At 66.1% G+C, this 11,400-nt stretch carries 15 protein-coding genes and 2 pseudogenes; 5 read left to right on the top strand and 12 right to left on the bottom strand.

Annotation, left to right across the window (positions count from 1 at the left end; translation table 11 throughout):
* Positions 1-120: 120 nt before the first annotated feature.
* Positions 121-786 carry a TetR/AcrR family transcriptional regulator gene (locus VB737_RS03185; RefSeq protein WP_500311076.1) on the top strand — a complete coding sequence of 222 codons (666 nt, stop codon included), beginning with the start codon at positions 121-123 and terminating at the stop codon, positions 784-786.
* A 25-nt stretch (positions 787-811) separates the two neighbouring features.
* Here the strand turns inward: VB737_RS03185 and VB737_RS03190 are convergent, their stop codons facing one another.
* From VB737_RS03190 to VB737_RS03220, 7 genes and pseudogenes are all read right to left on the bottom strand, one after another.
* Positions 812-1,204 (bottom strand): type II toxin-antitoxin system VapC family toxin, encoded by a 393-nt coding sequence (locus VB737_RS03190; protein WP_500311078.1) that lies wholly within the window; start codon positions 1,202-1,204, stop codon positions 812-814.
* On the bottom strand, positions 1,204-1,458 hold the full coding sequence (locus VB737_RS03195; RefSeq protein ID WP_500311080.1) for a type II toxin-antitoxin system Phd/YefM family antitoxin: 255 nt from the start codon (positions 1,456-1,458) through the stop codon (positions 1,204-1,206). Before VB737_RS03195 ends, VB737_RS03190 begins: the two co-directional genes overlap by 1 nt.
* A 54-nt stretch (positions 1,459-1,512) precedes the next feature.
* On the bottom strand, positions 1,513-1,851 hold the full coding sequence (locus tag VB737_RS03200) for a nucleotidyltransferase domain-containing protein (protein ID WP_500311082.1): 339 nt from the start codon (positions 1,849-1,851) through the stop codon (positions 1,513-1,515).
* Positions 1,852-1,897: 46 nt separating this feature from the next.
* Positions 1,898-2,266, bottom strand: coding sequence for a hypothetical protein (locus VB737_RS03205; protein ID WP_500311084.1), 369 nt, complete (start codon positions 2,264-2,266; stop codon positions 1,898-1,900).
* A 49-nt stretch (positions 2,267-2,315) separates the two neighbouring features.
* Positions 2,316-2,543 (bottom strand): annotated as a pseudogene (locus VB737_RS03210) (tautomerase family protein); the annotation flags it as partial.
* A 263-nt stretch (positions 2,544-2,806) separates the two neighbouring features.
* The gene (locus tag VB737_RS03215; protein ID WP_500311086.1) at positions 2,807-2,989 is read right to left on the bottom strand and encodes a PIN domain-containing protein; all 183 of its coding nucleotides are present in this window, start codon (positions 2,987-2,989) and stop codon (positions 2,807-2,809) included.
* Positions 2,990-3,075: 86 nt separating this feature from the next.
* Positions 3,076-3,303 carry a type II toxin-antitoxin system Phd/YefM family antitoxin gene (locus VB737_RS03220; protein WP_500311088.1) on the bottom strand — a complete coding sequence of 76 codons (228 nt, stop codon included), beginning with the start codon at positions 3,301-3,303 and terminating at the stop codon, positions 3,076-3,078.
* Between the two features lie 136 nt (positions 3,304-3,439).
* Here VB737_RS03220 and VB737_RS03225 point away from each other — a divergent pair, with 136 nt between their 5' ends.
* Positions 3,440-4,909 (top strand): MFS transporter, encoded by a 1,470-nt coding sequence (locus tag VB737_RS03225; protein ID WP_500311089.1) that lies wholly within the window; start codon positions 3,440-3,442, stop codon positions 4,907-4,909.
* Here VB737_RS03225 and VB737_RS03230 read toward each other — a convergent pair.
* From VB737_RS03230 to VB737_RS03250, 5 genes are all read right to left on the bottom strand, one after another.
* Positions 4,903-5,574, bottom strand: coding sequence for a DUF429 domain-containing protein (locus VB737_RS03230; RefSeq protein WP_500311091.1), 672 nt, complete (start codon positions 5,572-5,574; stop codon positions 4,903-4,905). The genes VB737_RS03225 and VB737_RS03230 overlap by 7 nt on opposite strands.
* 36 nt (positions 5,575-5,610) lie before the next feature.
* Positions 5,611-6,288, bottom strand: a complete 678-nt coding sequence (locus tag VB737_RS03235) for a hypothetical protein (protein ID WP_500311093.1) — start codon at positions 6,286-6,288, stop codon at positions 5,611-5,613.
* Positions 6,289-7,149: 861 nt separating this feature from the next.
* The gene (locus VB737_RS03240; RefSeq protein WP_500311094.1) at positions 7,150-7,653 is read right to left on the bottom strand and encodes a hypothetical protein; all 504 of its coding nucleotides are present in this window, start codon (positions 7,651-7,653) and stop codon (positions 7,150-7,152) included.
* 226 nt (positions 7,654-7,879) lie between these two features.
* Positions 7,880-8,473: a dCTP deaminase gene (dcd, locus tag VB737_RS03245; RefSeq protein ID WP_500311096.1), complete on the bottom strand. Its 594-nt coding sequence runs from the start codon at positions 8,471-8,473 to the stop codon at positions 7,880-7,882.
* 4 nt (positions 8,474-8,477) lie between these two features.
* On the bottom strand, positions 8,478-9,077 hold the full coding sequence (locus VB737_RS03250; protein WP_500311098.1) for a cob(I)yrinic acid a,c-diamide adenosyltransferase: 600 nt from the start codon (positions 9,075-9,077) through the stop codon (positions 8,478-8,480).
* A gap of 164 nt (positions 9,078-9,241) precedes the next feature.
* Between VB737_RS03250 and rph the strand changes: the two genes are divergently transcribed.
* From rph to VB737_RS03265, 3 genes and pseudogenes are all read left to right on the top strand, one after another.
* On the top strand, positions 9,242-10,018 hold the full coding sequence (gene rph, locus VB737_RS03255) for a ribonuclease PH (protein ID WP_500311100.1): 777 nt from the start codon (positions 9,242-9,244) through the stop codon (positions 10,016-10,018).
* Between the two features lie 142 nt (positions 10,019-10,160).
* Positions 10,161-10,826 carry a global nitrogen regulator NtcA gene (gene ntcA, locus VB737_RS03260; protein WP_500311102.1) on the top strand — a complete coding sequence of 222 codons (666 nt, stop codon included), beginning with the start codon at positions 10,161-10,163 and terminating at the stop codon, positions 10,824-10,826.
* A 75-nt stretch (positions 10,827-10,901) separates the two neighbouring features.
* A pseudogene (locus VB737_RS03265) lies at positions 10,902-11,315 on the top strand (DUF3084 domain-containing protein); the annotation flags it as partial.
* Positions 11,316-11,400 lie beyond the last annotated feature (85 nt).

The following is an 11,400-nucleotide window of genomic DNA, read 5'->3' on the forward strand; positions in this document are numbered from 1 at the left end:
GGGTGAGCACCACGGCCCCGCCCGCCGCCACCAGCCCCAGCTGCGCCCGCCGCCCCACCATCGCGCCCTCCCATCTACAGTTACTATACGGTTCAGTTCAGTTTTTGAGCCGGACGCGCCATGCCCCCAGCCGATGCCGGTGGTGATGCCGCCGTCCCAAGCACCGCCGCCGTCCCCAGCGCCCGCGAGCGGCGCAGCCAGCACAAGCGTCAGGCCGTTCTCGACGGCGCCCGGCGCGAATTTCTGCAGCACGGCTACGCCGCCAGCTCAATGGACCGCGTCGCCGCGGCGGCGGGCGTCTCGAAGGCCACCGTGTACGGCCACTTCGCCGACAAGCAGGCCCTGTTCCGCGCCCTCACCGAGGCGATGGTGGGCGAGCGCCTCAGCGAACTGTTCGGCGCCTCACCCCAGCAGGCCCTGCCGGCCGAGCCCGCCGCGGCCCTGAGCGAGCTGGCCACCCGCTGCCTGGAGTGCCGCCACAGCCAGCCCCAGTTCCTGGACTTCCTGCGCCTGGTGATCGCCGAGTCGGAGCGGTTCCCCGAACTGGCCAAGACCTTTCTGGCCCAGCTGGAGCGCACCGGGGTGGGCCGGGTGACGGCGCTGTTCGAGGCCATCGCCGGAGCCGCGGAGGCGGAGCTGCGGGCGCGGCTGTTCATGGGCGCCCTGGTGCACCTGATCCTGATGCAGGACCTGCTGCACGGCCGCGAGGTGGCCCCGGTGGACAGGGAGGCCTACGCCGAACTGCTGGTGCGATTGGTGAGCGCGCCGCCGGGGGCGCCGGGCTGATTCGGGGGCACTGGCGGAGGCGGCTTCAGGCGCGGGCGTCCTGCAGCGGGCAGCGATAGGCGGCGAAGGCCGCGTCGGTACTGAGGAGGGTGAAGGGGCCGCTGATGGCCTGGGCCACGAGCAGACGGTCGAAGGGATCGCGGTGGTGCAGGGGCAGCTGCTCGAGTGCCAGCAGATGGGGAAGGTCGATGGGGAGAAACGCAAAGCCGGATGGCTCCGCCCAGGCGATGGCCTCCCGAGCCGACAGGGGCATGTCGCCGCGGGCGAGGGCGTGCTTGATGGCGATCTCCCAGAGCGACACATGGCTGAGAAACACCGCGCTGGCCTCTCTGGTGATCAGCTCACGGCTGAGGGGCCCCAGCTTTGGGTCATCGGTGATGGCCCAGAGAAACGTGTGGGTGTCGAGCAGCAGCCGCATCAGCCCTGCTCGAACAGATCGGCGATCAGGGGATTGGCAGCATCGATCGACTCGGGCGCCACGAACTGGCCGCGGGCGATGCCCAGCCGGCGGGGTCGCTCCGGGGTCTGAAGGCTGGTGAGCCGTGCCACGGGCCGGCCGTTGCGGGCGATCACCACCTCTGCTTCGGCGCCGGTTTCGATCGCCTCCACCAGGCGTGAGAGGTGGGTCTTCGCTTCGAGCATGTTCACCACCCGGCTGGGACGGGACACCATGGCGACGGGCGACTCAACCAGACCAGACTAGACCAGAAGTAGCCACCCGGACGGTCAGGCAGGGAAGGCTGGCGGATCCGAGCGTCGGTACAGCAGCACGCCGGCACGTTGGATGTGGTCCAGAAGGGCGGGATGGCTGATGGCGGCGCGTGCGGAAAGATCGATCACCCAGGGCAGGAGCAGATCATCGAGATCGGCATCAATGCGGGCCAGGGTGGCGTTGCTGATGGCGTGACCCGTCAGGGTGAGATCGATATCGGAAGCGGGGCGGTAGCGGCCAAGGGCTCTGGATCCGTAGAGGATCGCGGCCTCCACCTCGGGATAGGTGGCGAGGACCATCTGAATGGCCGCCATGGCGGACTCCGGCAGACCGATGGCTTGGGCTGAGGCCATCAGATGTCAGCATCTGCCATGGGCTCAGGCTAGGGAATGGGCGCGTTCATGCCCCTCGCCGCAGAGGCGGCGCCTCTGCCGACCGCATCCGCCGCAGGAACTCCCGGCCACAGGCCAGCTTGCCCGCCAGGTCGCTCTCGGGGTCAACCGCGCGCCAGAACGGTGTGACCGGCTCCACACCGGCCTGCAGGCGGAGATAGGAGCGCTCGGCCACGACCCGCAGGGCGATCCCGGTCGTGACCGGACAGGCGTCGTCGGCCCCATGCCGAGTGGCCAGTCTCTGGCGCAGGGTCGCCGCTGCCATTACGGTCCCCGGCGGGATTTCGGACACCTCCGCATCGACGATCCGAGGGGTGACGACCAGCATCCGGGCACCGGCGGGGATGCCCGCGAACGACTTCTCCAGCACCTTCACCTGGGGCTCCCGGCTGGCCTGGAACCTCGCCTCCCAATCGGTTCCCGCCCTATCGCCCATGGCTGGATGTCCCCGCCTGCGCCGCCTTCCAGTCGTCCGTGAGCATCCCGGAGAATCCCCAGTTCTCATCGTCGATCTCCTGGATGACGACATGGGTGTGCTCGGGCCTCTTGCCGAGCACACGAACGAGTGAGTCGGTGATGTCCCTGACGATCTCGGCCTTCTGCTGCCGCGATGCACCTCGGGTGATCTGAACGTTCACGTAGGGCAATGTCTTGCTCCTGGAATGGGCGCTTCTTTGGCCTGCTGCCTATTCAAGCCGTCAGCGGCCAGAGCGATCTGCTGGCGAAAGCGCAGCAGGCCTGCGGCAGCAGCCAATGTAGGAAAAGCGGAGCTTCTGATGTAGGAAAAACGGAGCTTCCAATGCAGGAAAAACGGGCTACGACCTGGCCCCCCTCCAGATCGGGATCACTCCGCTATTGCGGATGGCCTGGTCATGGGTGGCGAGCACCAACCCATGGGCCAAACCCGTGGCCACGATCAGCCTGTCGGCAGGATCGCCGTGGACACGGCAAGGGGCATGATCTGAACTACCGCAGGGGAAGCGGCCTCCTGCAACCAGGTCTGAAACGGCCGATCCAGTGTCAGCCGTCCTTTGGCGGAGAGCATCTGCGCCTCCCATAGGCTCATGGCCGAGAGGTGGGTGCTGCCGGCGGCAGCCATTCGATCCAGCGAACGCCTTTCCCCGGCCACGAGGCGATCGGAACCCAGCAGCCACCACAGCCAGACATGGGTGTCCAGCAGAATCTTCACCGCAGGGCATGGAAGGCCTGGGCCTCAAGCACGGATTCCTCTGGCTCAGCGTGGAGCACTCCGGAACCGCGCAAGGTCGTCCATGGCGGGAGTCCCTGAGCGGAGCGCGTGGTCGGGGGCATGAGGCGTGCCACCAACTTGCCGTGGCGGGTGATCTCCACCACCTCACCGCCGCTCTCCACCCGCCGGATCAACTCCAGGCACTGGGCACGGAACTCGGTCACGGAAATGTCCATTAGGGCATCTTAATGGACATTTCGATTGAGGTCCTTCTGCCTGCTCACGGCCGAAACCCACGTCGGTAGAACAGCACCGCTGCCAGTATCTGCAGGCCATCTGGAGATCAGGGCAGCATCAGCGATGGACCAGGTCAACGCCGCCGTCCAGCGTCCGGGGGAAGCGCCGCCGGCCAATCCCGACCGCTGGTGGACCCTGGCCGCCGTGGAATGCGGCAACTTCGTTGTCTACATGGACGGGTTCATCGTCACCCTCGCCCTGCCGGCGATGGCGCGTCAGTTCGGCGTCGGGCTGCCGGTTCTGAAGTGGGTGATCGTCGCCTACCTGCTCACCGTGACGGTCACCCTGCTGCCGGCCGGACGCCTGGCCGACATCTGGGGACGCCGGCGCATCGTCGTCATCGGCATGGGCGTCCTCGTCGTCACGTCGGTGCTGTGCGCGCTGGCGCCGACGGTGGAGACCCTGATCGCCTTCCGGGTGCTCCAGGGCGTGGGCGGCGGCCTGGTGCTGGCCAACGTGATGGCCGAGATCACCGCCGTCTTCCCGAAGCAGGAGCGACGCAAGGCCATGGCCGTCAATGCCTCGATCCTGGCGCTGGCCCAGGTCACGGGGCTGGTGCTCGGCGGCCTGCTGATCGGCCAGTTCGGCTGGCGCTCCCTGTTTCTGGTGATCCTGGCGGTGAGCCTGGCCGGACTGATCCTCAGCCTCCGGATCCTCAAGGCCCGCCCCCGCAGCCAGGACCGCAGCGCCATGGACTGGACGGGGGCCGTGCTGGCGGTGGTGGCCACCAGCGCCCCCTTCCTGGTGATCGAGCAGCTCTCCCAGGAGGGGCTGAGCCCGGCCAGCCTGGCGCTCCTGCTGGGCGGCGCGGCGGCTCTGGCCCTGTTCGTGGCGGTGGAGCAGCGCCTGGCGAAACCGCTGCTGACCCTCAGCCTGTTCCGATCGAGGGCCTTCAGCTTCGGCTCGGTGGCCGCCGCCTTCTACTTCGTGGCCGCGGTGGCCTGCTACTTCCTGCTGCCGTTGTACGCCCAGCTGGTGCTGGGCCGCTCGCCGGTGATGGCGGGGGTGCTGATCGTGCCGCTCTCGCTGGTGCTCACCGCCACGAGCCTGACGGTGAGCAGCCTGGGGGACCGGGCCGGGGCGCGGACCCTGAGCACGGCCGGCATGATCTGCGTCAGTGCGGGCCTGGTGGGCCTGTCCTGGCTGGGTCCGGACGCTGCCGATGCCAGCATCATCGGGCCCCTGGTGCTGCTGGGCATGGGCGGCGGCCTGTTCCATCCCCCCAACAACAGCGCCACGCTCAATACGGTGCCGGCGCAACACCTCAGCGTGGCCAACGGCTTCCTGTCGACGGCACGCAACTTCGGCCAGGCGATCGGCACGGCGCTGGCGGCCGCCCTGCTCGCCCACGGTCTCGGCGCCGCCGGTGCCGACGCCGCCCTGGCCGGGGAGGTGGGAGCGCGGCTGGGCGGGTCCCAGCTGGAGGCCTTTCTTGGCGCCCAGCAGTTGGCCTTCCGTCTGGCGGCCGCCCTCGGCCTGGTGGGAGCGCTGATCTCCGTTTGCCGCGGGGCCGAGGCCCCGGCGGTTCACTGAGGCACCACGATCCAGCCGGTCTCCGGTTCGCCGTAGTGCACGCAGGCGCCACCGCTGGCGGCGTGGTGGGCCGTGAGGGCGCAGAGGGCGGCATCGATCCAGTCGATGCTGGTGAGCGGCGCCAGGTCGATGCCCGCCTGCTGCAGCAACACCCGGCGCTGGGTGCGCTTCTGGGAGGCCTGGGCCTGGCCGCCGCGCAGGTGCCAGGTGATGGCGTGGGGGAAGGTTTCGAAGCAGCCCGGCCCGTTGATGGGGAGCGCGGTGGCCAGCGGATGGCTGGGCTCGAGGGCCCGGTACAGCGCCTCCCCCTGCAGCATCCAGTCGTAGTAGCCGGTGGGGTGGGCGACGGCGGCCTGGCGGGTGGGCGAGGAGAAGCAGATGATCCCCTGCTGCCTCAGCTCCCATTCGCAGGGTCGGGCGCGGCCATCGGTGCTCCAGCGGCAGGGGGCATCGATGGCGATCACGCTCGCCTGCACCACGGACCGGCACCAGTTGGCGAGCTGCTGCTCATCGCGGGTGGCCAGCTGGGCGGCGTAGGCGCCGCCGGTGAGGGCAACAGCATGGAAGCCCTTGCGGGGGCCGCCCACGTCGATGCCGATGGTGGTGGTGGTGAGGCCGGAGGGTTTAGTGGAGCGTGGGGCACCAGGGGCTCGGAGCTTGGCCATACACATTTTAATTGAGCCTCGCCGGAATACGAAGCTTCAAATGAAGGGTTGGGCTTCAGCAATGGCATGCTCAGCCTGAACTCGTTTTAAACCGGGACCTAGATCAGTGTCTAGCCAGTCATTAAAGTGACCGTTTAGTCCCGATGGATGCGCCAAGTGCACCCAGATCCGGCCATCAGCTTTCACGGCCATTTGGTTTACACGTGAGAACGTATCGGGATACAAGGATTGGACCAATTCCTGGCAGCGCTTAACATAGCTGTCAGTGTTGCCAAGGAATACAACTAAACGCAGAGAGCTCGGCAGGTCGCGAAGATACCTTGTTGTGCATGTGCGAATGACATCTGGAATCTCTGAGAACGATTTAGAGATAAGCGGGCCGGTGCATGCGAAGACCTCTCTGCCCGTTTTCGCAGACGCCTTCACATCACGCCTAGAAACACTACAACGAATCAGTGACCCAAATGAAATATTGGAGTTTGGATCGCTGATTCGCTGGTCAGCCGTCTCATTCAGGGGAAGAAGTTTCATCGCCTGAAGGACTTGACTCAACCGAGGACGCATACCTGCAAACGCTATGTCTTCAAACTTTCCAGATTGGTAGATTCCCGCCTGAGTAGCTCCCTTAGAAAAACCGAGTACCAGGACCTCAGGGGAGGTGCTTCCCCATGCACCTGGATCATTAATTATGCGCCAGTCCGGGTGCGGGGACATCGCATCAGAGGCAGTGCTTTGAAAGCAGGCGCGGCATTCGAGCTTTCCGTGCGATGGAAGCATGGCTTTTTCTGAAGCCTAGCGCCGCCACTAGATTGCAGGAAATGAGGATTCGACGCGACAAGGGTTTATCAGTTGCCTGTTCGCCCCTGGGACTTGGGAGGCCTCTGATCTGCCGATTCGCATGACAGTCATTGACTCTTGGCTGGGGCTTGGGAAGGCGGTCGTCTTGTGAAGACAGTTGTTGAAGAATGACATCAAAAGAACGATTGCATGCGAGAACCCAATGGTCTACGGAGCATCACCTAAACAATTAAGATCAGTAGAAATGCAGCATCTGTGACTCTCCTTCTAAATCCGTCTTCGCCTAATCCAATAAGAGCCGCCGAAATGCTTCGAGATCAGTATGGTCCAGAAGTGCCTGGCTTCTCCAGCGGTCCATTAAACCGGTCCAACTTGGAAGGTTGACCAGCTCTGAAAACAGGAAGTACGGCAGTGAACCTTTGATCCCATTCAGCGAGCGGCAAATGACTTGCGATCCCAAGTGATCACTTCCAGGAGAGACATGGTCCAACTCTGCAAAGAGTGGGTGACCCTGATTGCCGTCACCAAACAATAGTTGAGCGCCCGAAAGTCTACACATTCCATCCTGATTAGAGAGAAGTCGAAGCAGTTCAGACCCTCGTAGTCCCCATCGTTTTGCCCTCGCTTCAGCCCACCATCTGTGCACGTCTTGTATCTCAAAGGAAGATCTCATGCCAACCAAGAAAACGTAGAAAGGCCTTCATAGCGTATACCTAACGTTAGACATGAGGGGTGACCGACCGGCGCAGCCGGTTGGGCACCCCCTCGATGGCAAGGTTAGACATCGCCTCTAAGCCGAGCAATTTTCTCCCGAGCAAGCTTTTCTGTTTGTTCAGATGAAATCCCATGTCCAGTGCAGAATGCCTCTGTTTCTGCTATTACCTTGCTCTTGAGGTGCAAGCTCTTTTGCATCAGGGCTTCGAGCCTAGAGAAGACCGCATTTCTTCCTTCGTCAGTGTACAGCGAATTGCCATCTTGATGCATCGATCGATGAACAAGCCAATCACGCTCATCTTTCAGAGTACGCAACTCAGCAAGCAATTCTGATTGCAGCACACCGTGCTTCTCGGCTGTCCCCAAAGCCGTGCCCTGACTTGCCCGCCGATGCTTGGCTAGTAGTTCATGTGCTTCTGCTGCCGTGACGCGACCTGGCTCACGAATCTCTACTTTCAGTGTGAGGTGCGTGTGCAGCACGTCTTCTAGATACTGGATGTGCCAGATGCAGCGGCCAACGCTGCCGTACAGTGCGGCTAGTTCATTAGATGTGATTTCGCGGCGCATATGCTTTCGCGATGTCTAACTCTTTATTGGACAGTTCTGATAACCACCTATAAGGCAGACTCGCAGCCGCATAAGCAGAAGCTGCGGCGCAGAACATTCCCCTGGAGCCCTGACGCCGCAGCCACTAAGCGCCATGGCGCCGACCGAGGCGAGCGACTTAGACGGACCCGATAACCAACTGTCCGTTCTGCCACAGAAGCCCCATCCCATCCCCCCAATCTCCCCCTCAAACCTTCGCCAGCGTCACCCGCTCGGGCTGGTGCTGGTACTTGCCCTGGCGGTCGTTGTAGGTGGTGGAGCAGGGGTCGCCCTCGAAGAACAGCAGCTGGCAGATGCCTTCGCCGGCGTAGATGCGGCAGTCGGCGCCGGAGGAATTGCTGAACTCCAGGGTGAGGTGGCCCTCCCAGCCGGCTTCGGCGGGGGTGGTGTTCACGATGATGCCCAGCCGCGCGTAAGTGCTCTTGCCCAGGCAGATCACGGTGATGTTCGACGGCACCTTCATCTTTTCCAGCGCCACCCCCAGCCCGTAGGAATGGGCCGGCAGGATGAAGTAGTCGCCGTCCTCATCGCTGTGCATCGGCGCCGGCTCCAGATTCGCCGGGTTGAACCGCTTCGGGTTCATCACCGTGCCCGGCACGTGGCGGAAGATCAGGAACTCCTTCGGCGACAGCCGCAGGTCGTACCCGTAGGACGAGCACCCGAAGCTCAGCACCGGGCCGGTCCGGCCCTCCGGATCCAGGTGGCGCACCAGCGTCGGCTGGAACGGCTCCAGCATCCCGGCCGCGGCCTGTTCGTTGATCCAGTGGTCGTTCTTGAGCATGGCGTCAGCCGCCGCGGCGCAACTGGGTGACCTGATCGGCCATCGCCATCAGGCTGGCCGGCATCGAGGGGCCCGTCAGGATGACATCCAGATGGGCCGGCCGCTGTTCGAGCGCCTCGATCACCGCCTCCGCGCTCAGATACCCCAGGGCGATCGCCAGCCCCAGCTCATCGAGCACCAGCAGATCCAGGTCGCCCTTGAGCAGCCGCTCGCGGCTCACCTCCCACACCTCCGCCACCGCCTCCAGCACCTCCTCGGCCGTGGCCCCCTCCTCCCCCTGCGAGCCCGGCGGCCCGTCGAGGCAGTGGGGCGTGCCCGGCCGCAGCCACTCCAGCCGGCCGCACAGCGTCAGGCTGCCCGCCGGCCCCTGCTCCACGCCCCCCTTGAGGAACTGGCTCACCAGCACCCGGCTGCCCAGCCCGGCGCTGCGCAGGGCCTGGCTGAACACCGCCGCGAAGCTGCCCCGGAACGGCGCCGTATGGATCTGCAGCAGCCCCTCCGGCTGGCTCACCAGCCTTAGCGGCGGCACCAGGGCCAGCGGCTCGGTGCGCGCCGGGGCGGCCGTACGCCGGGGGTGGCCGGGGTCGATGAGGCTGGCGGTCATGGACACCCCACGGAAGCGTTGGTGTGAAAGGTCCGGACGGATCGCCCCGGCCGCTCACCTCCCGAATGTAGCGGCCCTCGCCAGCCCGGCACACCATCGGTAGTGGCTGGGAACAGACGTACCACCGGCGCCACCTACGCTGGCCCGGCTCCGCCAAAGGCCGCGTGACCACTCCCGCCGACGCCCCCCGCAACGACGGCCGCGCCGCCGATGCCCTGCGCCCGGTGGCCGTCGACTGGGATCCGATGGGCTTCGCCCTCAGCTCGGTGCTCTTCGCCGCCGGCCGCACCCGCGTGCTCTGCAGCGTCTGCCTCGATCCCGAGGTGCCGCGCTGGCGCAAGGGCTCCGGCAGCGGCTGGCTCAGCGCCGAATACCGGCTGCTGCCGGCCTCCACCCCCAGCCGCCAGGGCCGCGAGCTGATGAAGCTCTCCGGCCGCACCCAGGAGATCCAGCGCCTCATCGGCCGCAGCCTGCGGGCCGCCCTCGATCTGGAGGCCCTCGGCGAGCGCACCCTGCTGGTCGACTGCGACGTGCTCCAGGCCGACGCCGGCACCCGCACCGCCTCGATCACCGGCGCCTGGATCGCCCTGGCCGCCGCCCTGGAACGCCTGCAGCAGCAGGGGGTGCTGGCCGCCTCGCCCCTGCGCCAGCAGGTGTCGGCCGTGTCGGTGGGGCTGGTGGACGGTGTGGCCCTGCTGGATCTCGACTATTCCGAGGATTCCCGCGCCGAGGTCGACCTCAACGTGGTGATGGACGAGCAGGGCCGGCTGCTGGAGATCCAGGGCACCGCCGAGGGCGCCCCCTTCTCCCGCTCCCGCCTCGACGCCCTGCTGGATCTGGCCGAACCGGGCCTGCGCGCCCTGCAGGAGGCCCAGCGCCAGGCCCTGGCTGTGGCGCCGGCCGGGCCCAGCGTGGTTGCGGCCACACGGACGACCGGCTAAAGAGTGTCATCCGCTACATGGATCGGCCAGGTCGATCCATAGGTTCATCACCAATCGCCACGCCTTGATGGTCGGCGCTACGCGTGGCTTCAGCCGCTACCCCAGCACCCCATCCAGCGGATCCCCCGGCTCCGTGACCCCCATGGGCGCCCCCGGCGCCACGGCCACCACCCTGCTGGACGTGATCCGCGGCCTGGCCGGCAGCAGCGTCGAGACCATCGAGCGCGGCAAGACGATTTTCTTCCCCGGCGACCCGGCCGAGCGGGTCTACCTGCTGCGGCGCGGCGCCGTGCGCCTCTCGCGCGTCTATGAGTCCGGCGAGGAGATCACCGTGGCCCTGCTGCGCGAGAACAGCCTCTTCGGCGTGCTCTCCCTGCTCACCGGCCAGCGCTCCGACCGCTTCTATCACGCCATCGCCTTCACCCGGGTCGAGATGGTCACGGCCCCGGCCACCTCGGTGCGGCGCGCCATCGAGCAGGACGCCAGCGTCGGCCTGCTGCTGCTGCAGGGCCTCTCCTCCCGCATCCTCCAGACCGAGACCATGATCGAGACCCTCACCCACCGGGACATGTCCTCCCGGCTGGTGAGCTTCCTGCTCGTGCTCTGCCGCGACTTCGGCGTTCCCGGCGCCGAGGGCATCACCATCGACCTGCGCCTCTCCCACCAGGCGATCGCCGAGGCGATCGGCTCCACCCGCGTCACCATCACCCGCCTCCTGGGCGACCTGCGCTACGACGGCCTGGTCCAGATCGACCGCAAGAAGATCACCGTCTTCGACCCCATCGCCCTGGCCAAGCGGTTCAGCTGATCGGGCGGCCCCAGCCGGGTGCCGTGAGGCCACCGGCATGGATACTTGGTGGATCGCGGAACCGGGGCTCGGAAGGTGTCGGGTTGGCTGCTGATCCTCGCGCTCCTGGTGCTCGGAGGAGTGCTCTCCACCCTGGGCGACCGCCTCGGCAGCCGTGTGGGCAAGGCGCGCCTCAGCCTGTTCAACCTGCGGCCCCGCAAGACCGCCGTGGTGATCACGGTGCTCACCGGCAGCCTGATCAGTGCCGTATCGCTGGGGCTGATGCTGCTGGTGAGCGAGCGCCTGCGGGTGGGGCTCTTCGAGCTCGACCAGATCCAGGACCGCCTGCGGGACAGCCGCGCCGCCCTCAAGCGCAACGAGGGGGAACTGCAGCGCACCCGGGGCGAGCTGGAGCGCAGCCGCCTCGATCTGATCACCGCCGAACGCCGCCGTGACCAGGCCCTGGCCAGCCAGCGCCGCGCCCGCGACCAGCTGCTGGCCGCCGAGCGCCGCGTCGACACCTGTTCCTTATACACATCTCCGAGCCCACGAGACGCTAGGGTACCACGTATGCCGTCTTTTGCTTGAAAAAACA

This window comes from Synechococcus sp. BA-120 BA3 (assembly GCF_034931285.1).
Taxonomy (GTDB): Bacteria; Cyanobacteriota; Cyanobacteriia; order PCC-6307; family Cyanobiaceae; genus Cyanobium.

Bases quoted from the DNA above. Each gene is read 5' to 3' on its own strand.
- VB737_RS03185 (WP_500311076.1), top strand. From the start codon at position 121: ATGCCCCCAGCCGATGCCGGTGGTGATGCCGCCGTCCCAAGCACCGCC.
- VB737_RS03190 (WP_500311078.1), bottom strand. From the start codon at position 1,204: ATGCGGCTGCTGCTCGACACCCACACGTTTCTCTGGGCCATCACCGAT.
- VB737_RS03195 (WP_500311080.1), bottom strand. From the start codon at position 1,458: ATGGTGTCCCGTCCCAGCCGGGTGGTGAACATGCTCGAAGCGAAGACC.
- VB737_RS03200 (WP_500311082.1), bottom strand. From the start codon at position 1,851: ATGGCCTCAGCCCAAGCCATCGGTCTGCCGGAGTCCGCCATGGCGGCC.
- VB737_RS03215 (WP_500311086.1), bottom strand. From the start codon at position 2,989: ATGGCTGCCGCCGGCAGCACCCACCTCTCGGCCATGAGCCTATGGGAG.
- VB737_RS03225 (WP_500311089.1), top strand. From the start codon at position 3,440: ATGGACCAGGTCAACGCCGCCGTCCAGCGTCCGGGGGAAGCGCCGCCG.
- VB737_RS03230 (WP_500311091.1), bottom strand. From the start codon at position 5,574: ATGGCCAAGCTCCGAGCCCCTGGTGCCCCACGCTCCACTAAACCCTCC.
- VB737_RS03235 (WP_500311093.1), bottom strand. From the start codon at position 6,288: ATGTCCCCGCACCCGGACTGGCGCATAATTAATGATCCAGGTGCATGG.
- VB737_RS03240 (WP_500311094.1), bottom strand. From the start codon at position 7,653: ATGCGCCGCGAAATCACATCTAATGAACTAGCCGCACTGTACGGCAGC.
- dcd (WP_500311096.1), bottom strand. From the start codon at position 8,473: ATGCTCAAGAACGACCACTGGATCAACGAACAGGCCGCGGCCGGGATG.
- VB737_RS03250 (WP_500311098.1), bottom strand. From the start codon at position 9,077: ATGACCGCCAGCCTCATCGACCCCGGCCACCCCCGGCGTACGGCCGCC.
- ntcA (WP_500311102.1), top strand. From the start codon at position 10,161: ATGGGCGCCCCCGGCGCCACGGCCACCACCCTGCTGGACGTGATCCGC.